Genomic DNA, 16,465 nt, shown 5'->3' with positions numbered 1-16,465 from the left:
TCACTGGGGCCCTTGGTGTCGGATGACGGAGGCGCGCTCGACGATACGGCTGAGATCTTCCGATGATGGAAGCCCGCCGAATACATGCATCCCGTCCGCGCCAAGCCTGGATTGCACGAACAGATCGGCGGCAGCGGCATCGCCATGCCTCAGCATCTCGGCAGCCTGCAGCGCATGTGCCACGCGGGTGACGAGCGCCCGCGCGTGCCCGTCGTCCGGATATCGTGCGCGCAATCGATCGGCGAGATCGTCCGTGCTTCGGTCATAGACCGGATTGAGGCCCCTGCTCGCACGCAACTCGTCAACGAATGCGTCCCGGCAATTCTCATCGCGCTGCATGGCGCGCAGGACGTCCATGCACATCATGTTCGAGGTGCCTTCCCAGATCGAATTCAGCGGCGCCTCGCGATACAGTCGCGCCATCGGATTCTCCATGATGAAGCCGTTGCCGCCGTGCACCTGCAGGCATTCATAGGTGAAGGCCGGCGCGCGCTGGCAATTCCAGAACTTCATCACGGGTGTCGCGACCCGCGCCAGCAATCGCTCGTGTTCGCTTGCCTGCAGGCCGTCGGTCGCACGCGCGACCCGAAATGCGCCGAGCATCGCCGCCTCGCTCTCGAGCGCGAGGTCGGCGAGCACGTTGCGCTGCATCGGAAGCTCGGACATCGGCTTGCCAAACGCCGTTCGCGTTTGCGCGTGGTTGAGGGCGAGGCTCAGGGCCTGGCGCATCAGGCCAGCGGAGCCAACCGCGAAATCCAGCCGCGTCAGATGGGCATGCGAAAGGATTTCCGCGATGCCGCGGCCCTCTTCGCCGACCAGGATCGACCACGTGTCGTGATATTCGATCTCGCTCGATGCGTTCGAGCGGTTACCGCATTTGTCCTTCAGGCGCTGAATGTGGATACGGTTGGCGCTGCCGTCGGGCAGCAGGCGCGGCACGAACAGGCAACTGACGCCGGACTGGGTGCGCGCCAGCGTGTAGAATCCGTCGGCCACCGGCACCGAGAAGAACCATTTGTGGCCGGTGATCGCATAGATCTCGCCATGCGCGCCGCGCTCGACCAAGCGCGCGGTGGTCTGGGTCTCGCGCAGATCCGAACCGCCCTGCTTTTCGGTCATGGCGTAACCGATGACCGCGGCGCGCTTGGCCTCGATCGGAAGCCGCCGCGGATCGTAGTCCGCCGCCAGCGTTCGCTCCCGCCACAGATTGAATTGCGGCTTGCCGGGGAACCCGGCGATCGCGGCGTACGCCATCCCGGTGGGGCAGCCGACGCCGTTCTCGATCTGATTCCAAAGATAGCTCAGCGCCGCACGCGCCAGATGGCCGTGTGGTTCGCGCGTCGACCAGGCGAGGCTATGCACCTCGCTCCGGAACGCCAGCGCCATCAATTGATGCCAGGCCGGATGAAATTCGACCCAATCATTGCGGTTGCCATACCGGTCATGGGTCAAGAGCTTCGGTTCATGCTCGTTGGCCAGCCGTGCCGCCTCCTGCACGGATTCGCTGCCGGCATGAGCGCCGAGCGCGGAAAGCTTGTCTTTAGCCCACGGCGCGATCGATGCGATCAGGCCACTCAGCGCGCGGTCGTCATCGAATGCATTGAAGCCGAGCGCCGGCCGCGCCTGATTGCGCACTTCATGGGTCGCAAACGGAGCGGCTTTCGCTTCAGCGACGGCAACCGGCTGGACGCGCGCGTTCATGCGGAGACTCGCGATACAGGGGTGAGTTCAGGCGTGGCGTGGCGAAAAAGCATGCGCGCGGAAAGCCCTGCGATCGACTGTGCGATCGCCTTCGCCGCGTCGGAATCGGGAGCCGCTTCGGGCGCGAGGGGACCAACCAACGCCTCCATGAAGGCGCCGGTCACGCAGGATGCCGCGACGTTCGCGTCGATCTCGACGAACTCACCGCCGGCGATACCGCGCCGAACCAGCCTTGCGATCTGATCGGCCAGGGCCGCCCGGTATTTCAGGCGCGCGGCGTCGATCTCGGGTTCACAGGGTTCGGCGATCAAGGCGTAGGCCAGGCGGCGGCCGCGCATCGCCCGGACCGCGAAAGTGTAGATCGCGTCGACCAGGCACTGGGACGCCGAGCCTTCCGCCTCGACGATCGCGGCGACGACAGCCACCTCGCGCTCAGACACCAGGCCGAGCACCTGCGCGTACAGGTCCGCCTTGGAGTCGAAGTAGCGATACACGCTGCCCGTGGCCACGCCGGCCCGTGCGGCGATCAGGGCGATCTGGGCGTCCTTCCAGCCACTCAGCGCCACGGCCTCCCTGGCGGCATCGAGAATGCGCGCTTTGGTTTCGACCAGTTGGTTGAGGCGAACGGCAGCGATTGCCATAGTGAACCTTAGTTCATGAATAAAGGATCATGGTTCATCGTTATACGGATCACCGTGGCTGTCAAGTATATCGACCCGCCCTGCGACCGCAGGGCCGTGCCGTGGGCGCCGGCACGTTGCCGGAAGGTCGTTAGAGGCTGCGGCGCGACGCAGGGGCGCGAGGAACAGGGATACAGGGGTCTCACCCCACAGCCGACGCGTAAGTCCCCGCTGAACGCGCGGAACCGGAACAGCGTGGCATCAAGCGAAACTAAGGCACCAATGCAAAAGGCCCGATCGCGATGCGACCGGGCCTGTGAGTTGAGCTTGATGCGGCGAGAAACCCGGTCCCGGACCGGCGCAGCGGATCAGGCCGCCTTCGCCGTGATCAGAACGTCTTCCACCGGCATCAACACCTCGTTGCCGAGCAGGAAGCCGCGGCAGCTGCGCAGCGAGCGCAGCGCGCGGTTAAAGTCGATCCCGGTCGACACCAGCGCGCGCAGCGTCCGTGGATTGCGGGCGATGCCGCGCAGCACCTTGCGCAGGTCGATGTCGCCGTTCGGCTTCACCGCGGATTTCGCAAGTTCCGGTAGCGCCCGGTGCGCGGGATCGCTGATTACGCGCAACGCGGCGAACGGAATGCCGGCTTTGGCGGCATAGGCCGCCGCGATATGGCTCTCCATGTCGACCGCGGCTGCGCCCGTCATCGAGCGCAGAGCGGCCTTGCAGGCCTTCGCCGCGATCACCTCTTCCACGCCTGCGAGACCGCCGCGGACGATCCTGCGGCGCTTCAGCGCGGCGCTGGCGATCATCTCTTCGTTCAGCGCGGATGCGGCCAGGAAACGGGTATCGCCCGACATCACCTCGGTCGCGACCACGACGTCGCCGGACTTGAGCGACGGGTCGAGCCCGCCGGCCACGCCGAACGAAATCACGCCACGAAAGGTGGTCGGATCCAGCGTCGCCAGCAACTCACGCAGCTGCTGCGGATCGCTCGAACTGCAGATTACGATCATGCCGGGGCCTGCCGCGATGCGGGCCTCCTGCACCAATCCAGTCACAATCAATACCGGCCGAGGATCAATTCTACTGCCCACGGTCTCGGCGGCCCCCGCCTCAACAATCACATCCCGACCCCTACCACCCTGCTATTGGTGCTTCTCAAATTTCGATACCGCGCCAGCGCCCAGAGCGGAAAGAACTTCGAGTAGCCATGATATCGCAAGTAAAATACCCGCGGAAACCCCGTAGCTGTGTATCGCTGCTCGTCCCACAGCCCTTTTTCCGTCTGTGTTGCCTTTAGGTACTCCACCCCCCGCGCAACAGCGGGATTTTCGACCTCTCCGGCCGCCATCAATCCAAGCAAAGCCCATGCCGTTTGCGAGGAGGTCGAAGGCGCAACTTCATAACCCTTGTAATCCAGCCGGTAACTGACGGCGTCCTCGCCCCAGCCGCCGTCCTGATTCTGAACTGACACCAGCCAGTCGACCGCCTTCCGAATCATCGGGTCGTTGCGATCGACCCCTGCGACATTTAGCGCCGAGAGCACCGACCAGGTGCCGTAGATGTAGTTCAGGCCCCAGCGGCCGTACCAGGAGCCCTCGGCAAGCTGGGTACGGCGCAGATAGGCGATGCCGTCGGCCATCGTCTTGTTGCTCTCGGCGGTCTCGCCGAGCTGGCCCAGCATCGAGATACAGCGCGCGGTGACATCCTCGGTCGGCGGATCGAGCAATGCGCCGTGATCGGAGAACGGGATGTTGTTGAGGTAATATTCGAGGTTGTTGACGTCGAACGCGGCCCAGCCGCCGTCGCGGCTCTGCAGCCCCTCGATCCACTCGCGGCCGCGCGCGATGGCCTCGTCATATTCCCTGGTTCCGGTGTGGTGCCGCACGCGGTCCATCGCCATCACGACCACCGCGGTGTCGTCGAGATCGGGATAATGGTCGTTGTTGTACTGGAACGCCCAGCCGCCCGGGCGGATGTCCGGCGCCTTGACCGCCCAATCCCCCTTCAGCTCCAGCACCTGGCGCGGCTTCAGCCAGTCGAGGCCCTGCTTGGCCTTGGCCAGGGTGTCGTCGCCGCCCGCCTCCTGCAGCGCATGACTGGCCAGCGCGGTGTCCCACACCGGCGAGACGCAGGGCTGGCAATAGGCCTCGTGTTCGCTAATCACAAGCAGCTTGTCGATGCCGCGGCGGGTGATGGCGCGCGGCGGGAAATTCTCGTCCTTGCCGAGCGCCTCGTACATCATGACGATGTTGGCCATCGGCGGATAAATCGCGCCCATGCCGTCTTCGCCGTTCAGCCGCTCTTCGGTGAAGGCGAGCGCGGCATCGATCGCGCGCTGGCGCAGGCTCTTCGGAAACATCGGCTCGATCACCCGCAGCACGGCGTCGAGCGAGCGGAACAGATAGAACCAGCACGCGCTCTGATGCGGCGCCTTCGGCGCCATGCGGACCGATTTCGGATCCTCCAGGAACAGCTCGTCGATGCCGACGCCTTTCGGATTCTTCGCACGCGGCTTCAGCGCGGCAAGCACCATCAGCGGCACCATGGTGGTGCGCGCCCAGTAGGAGATCTTGTTGATGTGGAACGGCGACCACATCGGCAGCAGCATGATCTCGATCGGCAGCACCGGCGTCGCGCGCCAGGTCACGACGCCATAGAGCGCAAGCAGGAAGCGCGTGAACACGTTGCTGCCCGAAGCACCGCCGCGCGAACGGATCGCCTCGCGCGCCCGCACCATGTGCGGCGCGTCGACGGAATCGCCGATCATCTTCAGCGCGAAGTAGGACTTCACGCTGGCGCTCATGTCGAACGGGCCGTCATGCACCAGCGGCCAGCCGCCATGCGCGCCCTGGACGCGGCGCAGATAGTTGCCGATCTTGGCCTCCAGCCCGGCATCGATCGGCTCGGCCAGATAGTGACGCAGCAGGATGTACTCGGCCGGAATGGTGCTGTCGGCCTCGAGCTCGAACACCCAATGTCCGTCGGACTGGCGGTAGCCGAGCAGCGCTTCGGTTGCCTTGGAGATGCTCTTCTCCAGCGCGACCGGGTCGACTGCAACGCTGTGATCTCTCGCAAGCATTTCGCTCGATATCCTCTTCATCGCGGGCCGGCTGATCGAAAGCCGCGGCCGCTCCAGAGCATGATCCGATTGCTTCGGATCACGTTCTTGTCTTTTTTTGGTCGCGTTTTCTTCACGCGAACCGGTAACCACTTCGCTCGAAAACGCGCCAACAGGTCGAATCTAACGTCTGGCCAGCACCAGATCGGCGGCGCGATCCCCCGATCGCACCGATCCCTCGATGGTTGCCGGCAACCCGGTAGCAGTCCAGTCGCCGGCAAGGAACAGGTTTTTTTGCGCCGTCGTGGGCCCCGGACGCAGGGCATTCTGTTCCGGCGTTGCCTCAAATGTGGCACGGCGCTCGCGCACGATCTGCCACGGCGGCAGGTCGCCGGAAACCCCCGACGCCTCGCAGATGTCCTGCCAGATCGCCTGCGCAAGCTCCTCGCGCGGCATGTCGACCAGGCGGTCGCCGTTGCTGATCGTCACCGACAGCCGTTGCGGGAACGCGAACAGCCACTCCACGAGGCCGCCGACCACGCCGAGAATGGGCGCGGCATCGCGCGGCGGATCGACACGGAAATGCGCGTTCACGATGGCGCGGAATTTGGTCGGGGTTTTCAGGCCGGGCAGCAGGGATGCCGCAGCGCGCGGCGGCACGGCGAGCACGACCGCATCGTCGGCTCCCAGCGCGATCTTGTCGCCATTGCCAAAGTCGAGCTCGCTGATGCGATCACCCGACATGCCGAGCGCACGCAACTCGTGACTGAACTGGACGCTGTGGCCCCCCTCCTGCAGCAGCTTCACGGCCGGCTCGATCAGGACCGAGCTCAGGCCGTCGCGCGCGATCAGCGGACGGCAGGCCTGCCCGCCAGCGAGCAGCGTCTCGCGCACGATGGCGCCGGCGAGCCCGGCCGAGCCCTCCGGCGGATCGACGTTCAGCGCGGCCAGCAGCAGCGGCTGCACCAGGCGCTCATACAGCGTGCCCTTGCAGGGAATGGTGTTACCGACCAGCGCCCCGGTGCCGGCCCAAGCCAGCGGCGCCAAGGCGAGATAGTCGCGCAGGCTGGTGTCCGGGACGCGGCGCGCCTCGTCGAACACCCACAGCGGCAGGCGGGAATCGCCGAGGTCGAGCTGCCAGCGCTGGCCGCTGGCAAGATCGACGAACGGAAACTGCGCGCGCGCGGGCCCGACGAGGCCGGCCTCGGTGCCGATCGCGCGCGCATAGTTCAGCGCATGGCGGTTGCCCGACAGCAGCAGATGGTTGCCATTGTCGATGGTGAGATTGGTGGCGGCGTCGAAATAAGAGCGGCAGCGGCCGCCGGCCTGCTGCGTCGCCTCATGGACGAACACCTTGTAGCCGCCATTGGCGAGGCGCACGGCTGCGGAGAGGCCGGAAATGCCGGCACCGATGATATGAACGGTCTTTTGCATCAGATGATCGCGTAACGAAGAAGGATGCCGATCTTGGCGGCCTTGGACACACGTACCGGCGCACGCGGGGCGGTGAAGCCGCGCGCGATCAGGAGATCGAGAATCGCGCGGTAGTATTTCGACATGATCCGCGGCGCGCGCACGGCGCGGCGCGAATTGCGCTTCATGATCTCGTCGGATTTCTGGAAATGCATCTTGGCGCGCTCGGCCAGCGGCGCGCACACTTTCGGCAGCGCTCGGTCGGCGGTGACGCGGGCCGGATCGTTATTGGTGATGCCGGCGTGCCAGAGCCATTCGCGCGGCAGATAGAGCCGGCCGAGACCGGCATCCTCGTCGATGTCGCGCAGGATATTGGTGAGCTGCAGCGCGCGGCCGAGGTGGTACGCGAGCTGGATGCCATCGTCCTCGGGCAGGCCGAATACGCGTACCGACAACCGGCCGACCGCGCTCGCGACGCGATCGCAATACAAATCGAGCGTCGCAAGATCCGGCGCGCGGATATCCTGCGGCACGTCCATTTCCATGCCGTCGACGATCGCAACGAAATCCTCGCGCTTCAGGCCGAAGGTCTTCACCGACCCGACATAGTCCTTCAGGCGCTCCGGCGGACGTCCCTCGTAGAGCGCGTCGATATCGTCACGCCACTGCTGCAGCGCGGCCAGCCGCTCCGGCCGCGGGCCGTCGGAATCGGCGATGTCGTCGACCTGCCGGCAAAAGCTGTAGATCTGGAACATCGCTTCGCGCTGCGCGTGCGGCAGGATGCGCATCGCGGCATAGAACGAGCTGCCCGACGCGGTGCTGCCGTAATTTGCGTTGGCCGCCGCCTCAGCGCTCATGCGCCTGCCGCCGTCTTGGAGACCGGACGCCGTCCAGTCGCACGCTGCGCGGTCTCGCCGGCGACGCCGCCGAGACTCTGCAGCAGCAGTTCAACCTTGCTCAGATGCACGCGCTCGCTGAGCGGATCGCGCACCTTCAGCATGTTGACGATCTTGTCGGCGAACGCCTGGATCACGGAAATCTCGAGCCCCAGCCTGAAATCCTTCACTTCGGCGGCGAGCGACTTGCTCTGGTCGAGCAGCGCCTCGGTGCGCACCGCGAGCGCCTGCAGGCATTCGAGCAGGGCCGGCTGCGACTTCGCCTCGCCGAGCATCTCGACGGTCGCGCCCGCGGCGGCCAAGGCATCGCGCGGCAAGTAGACACGGTTCAGGTTGCGGTAGTCCTTGCCGCAGTCCTGCAGATGGTTGTTGATCTGCAGCCCGGCGCAGAGCGCGTCCGACGCCGCCCAGGTCGAGGTATCCTCGCCGTGCACGTCGAGCATGAACCGCCCGACCGGCATCGCCGAGTATCGGCAATAATCGATCACATCGTCCCAATTCTCGTAACGCAGCTTGGTGACGTCGAGGCGGAACGCCACCAGCACGTCGAGCGCGTGCCGCGGCGGCATGCCGCGCTCGGCGAAGGCGCGGCGCAGATTGACCGCTTCCTTCTGGGTGTCGCCATTGCCAAGCAGCTCGGCCTCCATGAGGTCGAGGTAGCGCAGCTTCTCCTCGGCGGGCAGCGTGGCGTGATCGGCGATATCGTCGGCGGTGCGGACGAAATTATAAAAGGCCAGGATCAGGGCACGATGCCGCGGATGAATGATCCACGACGCGACCGGAAAATTCTCGTCGCGGTGGGTCTTTCCGGATCGCAGGTCGCTCGCGGTGGTCATGGGAAATTTGGGCTACACTGGTCATGGCACGACGCAGGCGCGAAAGGTCAGCGCATGCGGGGGGATTTGCGAGCCCCATATAGGGGAATACGCCACCAAAACCAATGCTGTCTGTGACCGCCAGCATACGAAGCCCGTGGCCGGCACGCATGCCGAGCACGGGCCTTGCGGCGATCCATGGGACCTGAAGCGGCCTTACTGGCCGTGGGTCTTCAGCACCTGGTCGCAGGCGGCGCTGATCTTGCTGCGGTTCTGCTGCAGGCAGGCGAGAATGGTGAAATCGCCCTGATCGATCACGGCGCGGCAGTGACGCTGCACGTCGCGCGTGCAAGCCTTCTGCTCATCGGGTGTCCCGCGCGTCTGCTGCTGGGCGAAGGCGCTGGAGGAGAGCGGGATCGACAACAGGGCAAGAGCCAAGAGAAATTTACGCATCGTATTCCTTCATTTCCGACAGCAGAAAACCTGTTCCCGAAAAGCGCTTCGGCATGGCCGGGACGGATTTTGGGGATTGCAGACGCCACGTAACGCGGCAACGGATTGACGACAAGCACCGTTAAATGCGGCTAAATTTGCGGCGCTGTAAACCCCTACATAAGTTATTGATTCACAATGACGATTCGTGCCATCACTTTGTCGCGTTCGGCTATTGCGGATAGCGGTTGCGCAAAGCTACATGCCGTCACGAAGCCGACGGTTTCTGATTCTGTTCGATGACAATATGGGCGCCGCGCGCCGCTTCTGTCGTTTGAACCTAACATTCTTCGGTGACACTAAACCTTCGATGCGGCGAGACGCTTTCTTGCGTAGGAAGCGTTGATTTTGATGGGAAAATTCACAATGAAACTGTTTGGTTCCAGCCTTTATGGTCAGGCTCTCAGGGCTGTGGGCGTCGGCGCCGCACTGATGCTCTCTGCCTCCGCCGTCCACGCCCAAGCCAGCGGGCCGTTTGCCGGTTTTGCCGGCTCGTGGACCGGAACGGGCACGGTGGCGCTGTCCAACGGCACGACTGAACGGATTCGTTGCAAGGCGGATTACAAGGTCGCGCCGTCGGGCATGAGCCTGAAACAATCCCTGCATTGCGCCAGCGACAGCTACAAGTTCGACCTCTCCAGCGACGTCACCAGCCAGGGCGACCGGATCTCCGGCAACTGGAGCGAGGCGAGCCGCAACATCTTCGGCAATCTGCAGGGCACCGCGGGCGGCGGGCGGATCGACGTGTTCGTCGAGGCGTCCGGCTTTGCCGCGAACCTGAACCTGCAGACCAACGGCTCCAAGCAGGTCGTGCAGATCGACTCCAAGGGCGAGATCCGGGGCGTCTCGATCACGATGACGAAAAGCTGACGCTCCCGGCCGATTGCGCCCACAAGACACAAAGGCCCGGTTCCGAACGCTTCGGAACCGGGCCTTTTTGCTGCAGCTTTTTGATTGCTCGTCGATCAGGCCTTTTCGATCGGCGCGGGCTGGCCGCCCCTGCCGCGGAGCTTTTGCGACAGGTTGATCAGGAACATCGAGGTCGGCCGCAGGATGAAGAGGTCCGCGACCAGGGCTGCGACCATCGAGAACGCGCTGAGCCAGCCGAACAGGCGCAGCGACGGCAGGTCGGAGAACACGGTGACGACGAGGCCGCAGGCCAGCACCACCGTGGTCAGGATCAGCGCAGGACCGACCAGGACGGTGGCGCGCTCCACCGCAAGTTCCGGCGTGACACCCGGCTTGGTCTCGAGCCGCAGGCGATTGAGGAAGTGGATGGTGGCGCTGAGGCCGAGGCCGAACGACACCGTCAAAGCCACCACGCTGGCGAATTGCAGCCCCTCCCCGAGCAGCCACAGCACGGTGCCCGACAGCACCACCGGGAAGATGCCAGGCAGGATGCAGGAGAACATCACCACGATCGAGCGGAATGCGAGCCCGATGAAGATCGCGACCAGCAGGAATTCGATGGTGAGGCCGTGGTTGAGCTTCTCGATCATGCTGGCGCTGTTGCGTGCGGCAATCACCGACAGACCCGTGACCGCGATCTCGTAGCCGGGATGCTCGGCGCGCACCTTGTCTAGCGAATGATCGAGTTTGTTCACCACCGGAAGCAACTGGCTCGAGTCCACATCCGGGACGCGGCCCGACACCACGACAGCATCCTGATTCTTGTCGATGAACCGGCGCACCAGGTGTTCAGGGATCAGGTCGACATATTCCTTCAGCGTCGCGACATCATTGCTGCCGGCCTTTTCGGCGAGCCAGCGCCGCAAGGTCTCCAGCGACCAGACGTTGCCGACGCCGGCAGAGTCCTCGACCATCGCATGGACATCGGCAATCGTCTTCAAGGTCTCCGGCGAGTACAGCGATTGTCCCTTGGGGAATTCGATCAGCACATCGACCGGATTGGCGCCGGTCAGCTTGGCGTCGAGCCGGCTCGACGCCGCCACCGCCTGCCGCTTGTCCGGCACCTGATCGGCGAGCCGGTAGCGCGGCTCGAGATTGGCGTAGATGATGCCGAGGCCGCCGACCACGATCAGGGCCAGCAGGCTGAACAGCCCGGGACGACCGACCATGCGCACCGCGATCCAGTAGCAGAAATTGCGCAGCGCCTGCACGCCGGCATCCGCGCTCTGGAACTTGACCGCAAAGATCTTCTCGTTGCGCACGAACAGGACGCCGAACACCGGCACCAGCGACAGCACCGCGATCAGCGCGATGATGGTCGCCGCAAGCCCGGCCTCGCCGAACTTGCGGATCAGATCGGAATCCGAAAACTGCAGCGCGATGAAGGAAATTCCGGCCGTGCCGTGCGTCAGCACGCAGGCCGGTCCGACCACCAGCACCGCATTCTTGAACGCGGTGAACTTGTCCTGCCCCGCGATCAGCCGGTCGCGCGCCGCGAATGTCAGCTGCATCGAGTCGGAGAAGCTGATCACCATGATGAGCGGCGTCATCACGTTGAGGAACATGTTGAGATTGAAATTGGCCCAGCCGAGGCCGCCGAGCGCGAGCAGGATCGCGATCATCGGCGGGAACGCCGCCGCCACCATGAAGGATATCTTGCGGAAGAAGATGATGGCGATGATGCAGCCGGCGAGGATGCCGAGGATGTTGTAGGTCAGGCCGTCGCGCTCGACCGCATTGCGGATCTCGAGCTGCATGACCGGCACGCCGGACAACTGGGCATTGAGCCCGCTGCCGCCGAGATCGTCGGCCATAATCTTCCTGATGTCGCCGACCACCTTGCTGAGCTTGTTGCTGCCGACCACCTCGGGCTCGAGCGACAGCACGATCAGCGCGAGTGTGCCGTCCTCCGACAGCAGCTTGCCGCGGATGATCTCGTTGCTTTTGACGGTCTCGACGAACTTGTCGTAGGCCGCGCCGTCGGGAAGTTCATTCGGGAACAGCGCCGCCGGCAGCTTGCCGGGCTCCGGCGCCTGGCGCGCGGAGAACAGCGACACCAGGCCGCGCACGCCCTCGACGAGCTGCAGGTCGGTGACCATGTCGCGCAGCTTTTCGAGATTGTCGCGGGCGAGCAGCGTCTTGCCTTCGACCACGACGAGGACGTCGAACTCGGTCGCCGGGAAGCGCTTGGTCACCGCCTCATACTGCTTGTAGTCCTTGGAGTCGGAGCGGAACAGCTGCGACAGCGAGTCGTCGATCTTGATCCGGTGCACGCCGAACACGGCGCCGATCAGCAACAGAACGAGGACGACGCAGGACAGGATCGGCGCCCGCATTGGGATCAGGCCGAGACGCTCGATCCCGAACGCGATGCTGAGGCCCGACCGCGGCTCTTCGATCTTCTCGACGTGGACCTGACTTTCGGAATTCTTTTCGAGCATGCCCTGTCCAGTTCTGAAAACGGCTCAATCTGTCTAGCTTGGGTCTAGGGGCGCGAATGAGGCGGGTGAGCGCAACTGATCGGCGCTAGTCCTTGAAAACACGCGAATATTGACCGGCGCCGGTTTTACCTGCCCGCCCCTTTGCTCGCAAGCGCGAGGGGCTGACCAAATCGGCAGGGAACCGCCGATCACCGACATTAAGTATCTGATTTGTCACACCCTGGTAGCGCATTCCTGGACGATCCACCGCCGCTTTCATCTTTCAACGCGACCCCTGTGATCTGGCGTGCCAGGCCCTCGCGCACAAGCCACGAAATCCTGAATGAGGCTTCCGCATAGCTCAGCCCGGCATGGTGGATATTGGAGACGCAGTTGCGGTCGGCATCGGTGAGGCCGATTCGCGGCGCGAAGGTGAGATAGGCGCCAAGGCTATCGGGTGCGGACAGCCCGGGCCGTTCGCCGATCAGCATCACCAGCATGCGCGTGCCGATGATGGCGCCGATCTCGTCACCGAGCGCGACCCGCGCGCCGGACGCTGCGATCACCGCGCCGGCGTCGACCTTGTCGGCCGCAAGGCGCGGCACGAGATGCCGGATCAGTTCAACGGCATGCACGTTGACCGCCGTCGGCGACAGGCCGTCACCGATCACGATGGCGCAGGGGCATGCGGTGATGCCGCTGCTCTCGAGCGAGCGCCGCGATGCAGAATCCAGCATGCGCCCGAGATCGGGCCGCCGCAGATAGTCGCGCCGGCTGTGCGCCTGACTAGACACCTCAAGCGGCGTGATGCCGAGGCCGGCAAGACCGGCCGCAATCCCGCTGACGTCGAAGGCGGCGTGGACGGCGTCGCGGGCGCGGGCATGGTCGAGCGTGAAGGAGAGCAGCGCATTGGTCGGCAGGCTGGCCCCGGACCGGCCAAGACCGACGCGCGCCGGCGTGAGTTCGCGCAGATCGGCAAGCGAAGGGGACAAGGGCGTCGGCGGTGTCGTCATGCTGTTATTCGGCGGGGACGGAGGCCTCGCGCAGCCGGATCGAGTAGTTCGAGGCGTTCTGCCGGCCGCTGGAGGCTGCACGCGCAAAGGTGATCAGGTGATGCGCAACCAGCGTCGCCGAGATCAACCCCTCGATGTCGCCGCGCTTGAGCCGGCCGAGCGCAAAGCTCCAGAACACGCGCTTGTAGTCGCCGAGCACGCCGACCTTCCAGAAGATGTTGCGGAGCATGATCAGGCCGCGCCGGATGTTGGCCCAGCTCTTCATTTCCGGGCTGACCGGCACCTTGATGCGATTGGCATAGGTGTAATTGCATTGATGCAGATAGCGCGCGAACAGCTTCTTCGGCTCGTAGGCAACTTCCATGCATTTGCGCCAGGAACTGACCACGTCCTCATAGGGCAGCAGGAACTCGACATTGGAGTCGCGGCCCTCGTCATCGATCAGACGCCCGGCTTTTTCGAGCCGATCCCACAATGGCGTCTTGGGCAGCGCCTGCAGCAGGTTGATGGTGAGCAGCGGAATCCGCGACTCCTCGACGAAGGAGAGCAATGCGTCGCCGGTCTGGGGCTTGTCGGTATCGAGCCCCATGATGATGCCGGAGACGACCTCCATGCCGAACGAGTTGATGGTGCGCACACCCTCGAGGATCGGAACCATCATGTTCTGATCCTTGTGCATGGCCTTCAGCGCGTCGGGATCGGGCGTCTCGATGCCGACGAAGATCGTCACGAAGTAGGCTTCGCGCATCTTCTCCAGGATCTCGGGGCGCTTGGCGATGTTGAGCGTCGCCTCGCAGGCGAGGCGCGTGACATATCCGGTGCGCTTCTGCCACTCGATCAGGTGCGGCAACAGCTCGCTCGCCGCCTTGCGGTTGCCGATGAAATTGTCGTCGACGAAATACACGGTGTCGGTGGCACCACACGCGCGCAGCTTGTCGAGCTCGGCGATGATCTGCTGCGGCGACTTCAGGCGCGGATTGCGGCCATAGAGCCCGGGGATGTCGCAGAACTCGCACTGATACGGGCAGCCCGAGGAGAACTGGATGCTGCCGAGGAAATACTTCTTGGTTTCGGCGAGCTCATAGGCCGGCAGCGGGAAATCCGTCATCGGCAGACGGTCGATGGTTTTAAGCACCACCTGCTCGTCGGGACGGTTGGTATCATCAGCCAGACGCTTGATCAGCTCATTGGTCGCATCGCCGAGCTCGCCGACGTGGAGGTAGTCGAATGAGGGATAGTAGTCCGGGCAAGCACTGACCGACGGGCCGCCGATCGCGACCACCAGGTCATGGTCATGCGCGCGATGGCAGATGTCGTTCATCTGCTGGCGCTGGATGTGCATACCGCTGACGAACACGGCATCCGCCCACTCGAAATCCTCCGCCGTCGCCGGACGCAGGTTCTCGTCGACGAAACGGACCGGCCAGTTCTCGGGAAGGTATGCGGCGATCAGCAGCAGGCCCTGCGGCGGCATGAACGCCTTGACGCCGTCAGTGAGGGGGTAGGCGTGCTCGAAGGTCCCAAACGACGACGTATAGCGCGGAAAAACGCAGAGGATACGTCGTACTGTCTCTATGCCCTCAGCTCTCATCAATCGACCCCGAAGCACCGGCAAATCTAACCACGGCGTGGAACGCTGGGCCAGAAATTCTTCAACATTGTGGCACTACTTAACGTCATAACGACGAGATAGTTGCTCTGCAGAATTTCGCTATCCCGTCAGGTCAAGAGCCTGGCAGCGAGGTCGGGCAGCCGCTCCGCATCGGCCACGAGGCGGAAGTCCTGCCCGACAAGGCCGACGCGCGCGAGCCAGTCGTCGAATTCGGGGGCCCGCCTCAGGCCGAAAAGGTCGCGGACATAGAGCGCATCGTGAAACGATGTCGACTGATAGTTCAGCATGACGTCATCCGCGCCCGGCACGCCCATGATGAAGTTCACGCCGGCCGCCGCAAGCAGCGTCAGGAGATTGTCCATATCGTCCTGATCCGCCTCGGCGTGGTTGGTGTAGCAGACGTCGATCCCGAGCGGCAGGCCGAGCAGCTTGCCGCAGAAATGATCCTCGAGCCCGGCGCGGATGATTTCCTTGCCGTCATAGAGGTACTCAGGACCGATGAAGCCGACCACGCTGTTGACGAGCAGCGGATCGAACGCGCGCGCCACCGCATAGGCCCGCGCCTCGCACGTCTGTTGGTCGACCTGGTGATGGGCATTGGCGGACAGCGCCGAGCCCTGCCCGGTCTCGAAATACATCACATTGTCACCGACCGTGCCGCGGCGCAGCGACAGCCCGGCTTCCCGGGCCTCCCGCAGCAGCGAGAGGTCGACGCCGAAACTGCGATTGGCCGCCTCGGTGCCGGCGATCGACTGGAACACGAGATCGACCGGCAGCCCCTGCCCGATCAGTCCGAGCGTGGTCGTGACATGGGTCAGCACGCAGCCCTGCGTCGGAATCTCGAATCGCGTGATGATGTCGTCCAGGAGCCGCAGCAGCGTGCCGATCACGTTCGGGTCGTCGCTCGCCGGATTGATGCCGATGCAGGCATCGCCCGCTCCCAGCAGCAGCCCGTCGAGAATCGAGGCGGTGATGCCCTTGGGATCGTCGAAAGGATGGTTCGGCTGCAGCCGCGTGCTCATTCGCCCGCGCAAGCCGATGGTGTTGCGGAAGCGGGTCGTCACCTCGCATTTCTTCGCGACCAGGATCAGATCCTGGTTGCGCATCAGCTTCGACACCGCCGCAACCATCTCTGGCGTGATGCCGCGCGAGATCTTCTTGATCGCATCCCCGCTGGCGGCATCCGACAGCAGCCAGTCGCGGAATCCGCCGACGGTGAGCGACGACACCGGCAAAAAGCCGGCAACGTCGTGGCTGTCGAGGATCAGGCGGGTGACTTCGTCAGCCTCATAGGGGATTAGCGACTCATCGAGGAATTGCTTGAGCGGAACATTGGCCAGCGCAAGCCGCGCTGCGATCATCTCCTCCGCGCTGTCAGCGGCGATGCCGGCCAGGCGGTCGCCCGAACGCGGCGGCGAGGCCTTGGCAAGCAGGATGCGCAGATCGTCGAATGCGTAATTGGTGGCGTCGATGGTGTGACGATAGAGCATGGGGGTTCGTCGCGGGCTGG

The 16,465-nt window shown here is 64.3% G+C and carries 13 protein-coding genes; 1 reads left to right on the top strand and 12 read right to left on the bottom strand.

Features of this window, described 5'->3' with window-relative positions; translation table 11 throughout:
• The 8 genes from ACE10X_RS15160 to ACE10X_RS15125 all read right to left on the bottom strand — a co-directional run bounded on the left by ACE10X_RS15160 (position 1) and on the right by ACE10X_RS15125 (position 8,962).
• Complete coding sequence (locus ACE10X_RS15160) at positions 1-1,701, bottom strand: acyl-CoA dehydrogenase family protein (protein WP_038386426.1); 1,701 nt, start codon at positions 1,699-1,701, stop codon at positions 1-3.
• A complete protein-coding gene (locus ACE10X_RS15155; RefSeq protein WP_038386425.1) occupies positions 1,698-2,342 on the bottom strand; it encodes a TetR/AcrR family transcriptional regulator in 645 nt (214 codons plus the stop codon). The genes ACE10X_RS15160 and ACE10X_RS15155 overlap by 4 nt, the downstream gene beginning before the upstream one ends.
• Before the next feature lie 347 nt (positions 2,343-2,689).
• Positions 2,690-3,448 carry a phosphorylase gene (locus tag ACE10X_RS15150; RefSeq protein ID WP_038375998.1) on the bottom strand — a complete coding sequence of 253 codons (759 nt, stop codon included), beginning with the start codon at positions 3,446-3,448 and terminating at the stop codon, positions 2,690-2,692.
• Positions 3,445-5,406, bottom strand: a complete 1,962-nt coding sequence (shc, locus tag ACE10X_RS15145; RefSeq protein WP_051003114.1) for a squalene--hopene cyclase — start codon at positions 5,404-5,406, stop codon at positions 3,445-3,447. Before shc ends, ACE10X_RS15150 begins: the two co-directional genes overlap by 4 nt.
• 162 nt (positions 5,407-5,568) lie before the next feature.
• Entirely contained in the window at positions 5,569-6,819 is a 1,251-nt protein-coding gene (gene hpnE, locus ACE10X_RS15140) for a hydroxysqualene dehydroxylase HpnE (RefSeq protein ID WP_038386424.1), read from the bottom strand.
• Complete coding sequence (hpnD, locus tag ACE10X_RS15135) at positions 6,819-7,655, bottom strand: presqualene diphosphate synthase HpnD (protein ID WP_038386423.1); 837 nt, start codon at positions 7,653-7,655, stop codon at positions 6,819-6,821. The genes hpnE and hpnD overlap by 1 nt, the downstream gene beginning before the upstream one ends.
• Positions 7,652-8,530 carry a squalene synthase HpnC gene (gene hpnC, locus ACE10X_RS15130; RefSeq protein ID WP_038386422.1) on the bottom strand — a complete coding sequence of 293 codons (879 nt, stop codon included), beginning with the start codon at positions 8,528-8,530 and terminating at the stop codon, positions 7,652-7,654. Before hpnC ends, hpnD begins: the two co-directional genes overlap by 4 nt.
• A 195-nt stretch (positions 8,531-8,725) precedes the next feature.
• Positions 8,726-8,962: a hypothetical protein gene (locus tag ACE10X_RS15125; RefSeq protein ID WP_038386421.1), complete on the bottom strand. Its 237-nt coding sequence runs from the start codon at positions 8,960-8,962 to the stop codon at positions 8,726-8,728.
• A 405-nt stretch (positions 8,963-9,367) separates the two neighbouring features.
• Between ACE10X_RS15125 and ACE10X_RS15120 the strand changes: the two genes are divergently transcribed.
• Complete coding sequence (locus ACE10X_RS15120) at positions 9,368-9,871, top strand: hypothetical protein (RefSeq protein ID WP_026192497.1); 504 nt, start codon at positions 9,368-9,370, stop codon at positions 9,869-9,871.
• A gap of 95 nt (positions 9,872-9,966) precedes the next feature.
• Here ACE10X_RS15120 and ACE10X_RS15115 read toward each other — a convergent pair whose 3' ends face one another.
• The 4 genes from ACE10X_RS15115 to ACE10X_RS15100 all read right to left on the bottom strand — a co-directional run bounded on the left by ACE10X_RS15115 (position 9,967) and on the right by ACE10X_RS15100 (position 16,445).
• Positions 9,967-12,351 (bottom strand): RND family transporter, encoded by a 2,385-nt coding sequence (locus ACE10X_RS15115; protein ID WP_304556535.1) that lies wholly within the window; start codon positions 12,349-12,351, stop codon positions 9,967-9,969.
• Positions 12,352-12,548: 197 nt separating this feature from the next.
• A complete protein-coding gene (gene eutC, locus ACE10X_RS15110) occupies positions 12,549-13,343 on the bottom strand; it encodes an ethanolamine ammonia-lyase subunit EutC (protein ID WP_038386414.1) in 795 nt (264 codons plus the stop codon).
• 4 nt (positions 13,344-13,347) lie between these two features.
• On the bottom strand, positions 13,348-14,934 hold the full coding sequence (locus tag ACE10X_RS15105; protein WP_038386413.1) for a B12-binding domain-containing radical SAM protein: 1,587 nt from the start codon (positions 14,932-14,934) through the stop codon (positions 13,348-13,350).
• 128 nt (positions 14,935-15,062) lie between these two features.
• Positions 15,063-16,445: an ethanolamine ammonia-lyase subunit EutB gene (locus tag ACE10X_RS15100; RefSeq protein ID WP_038386412.1), complete on the bottom strand. Its 1,383-nt coding sequence runs from the start codon at positions 16,443-16,445 to the stop codon at positions 15,063-15,065.
• Positions 16,446-16,465: the final 20 nt, after the last annotated feature.

Origin of the sequence: Bradyrhizobium sp. Pha-3 (assembly GCF_042258325.1) — a bacterium.
GTDB classification, from domain to species: domain Bacteria; phylum Pseudomonadota; class Alphaproteobacteria; order Rhizobiales; family Xanthobacteraceae; genus Bradyrhizobium; species Bradyrhizobium elkanii.
Note: the sequence above shows the minus strand (reverse complement) of the source record. Positions and strands in the feature narration are given on the sequence as shown.

Coding starts and splice junctions, on each gene's coding strand:
- ACE10X_RS15120 (WP_026192497.1), top strand. CDS start 9,368: ATGAAACTGTTTGGTTCCAGCCTTTATGGTCAGGCTCTCAGGGCTGTG.
- ACE10X_RS15125 (WP_038386421.1), bottom strand. CDS start 8,962: ATGCGTAAATTTCTCTTGGCTCTTGCCCTGTTGTCGATCCCGCTCTCC.
- ACE10X_RS15100 (WP_038386412.1), bottom strand. CDS start 16,445: ATGCTCTATCGTCACACCATCGACGCCACCAATTACGCATTCGACGAT.
- eutC (WP_038386414.1), bottom strand. CDS start 13,343: ATGACGACACCGCCGACGCCCTTGTCCCCTTCGCTTGCCGATCTGCGC.
- ACE10X_RS15160 (WP_038386426.1), bottom strand. CDS start 1,701: ATGAACGCGCGCGTCCAGCCGGTTGCCGTCGCTGAAGCGAAAGCCGCT.
- hpnC (WP_038386422.1), bottom strand. CDS start 8,530: ATGACCACCGCGAGCGACCTGCGATCCGGAAAGACCCACCGCGACGAG.
- ACE10X_RS15105 (WP_038386413.1), bottom strand. CDS start 14,934: ATGAGAGCTGAGGGCATAGAGACAGTACGACGTATCCTCTGCGTTTTT.
- hpnE (WP_038386424.1), bottom strand. CDS start 6,819: ATGCAAAAGACCGTTCATATCATCGGTGCCGGCATTTCCGGCCTCTCC.
- shc (WP_051003114.1), bottom strand. CDS start 5,406: ATGCTTGCGAGAGATCACAGCGTTGCAGTCGACCCGGTCGCGCTGGAG.
- ACE10X_RS15115 (WP_304556535.1), bottom strand. CDS start 12,351: ATGCTCGAAAAGAATTCCGAAAGTCAGGTCCACGTCGAGAAGATCGAA.
- ACE10X_RS15155 (WP_038386425.1), bottom strand. CDS start 2,342: ATGGCAATCGCTGCCGTTCGCCTCAACCAACTGGTCGAAACCAAAGCG.
- hpnD (WP_038386423.1), bottom strand. CDS start 7,655: ATGAGCGCTGAGGCGGCGGCCAACGCAAATTACGGCAGCACCGCGTCG.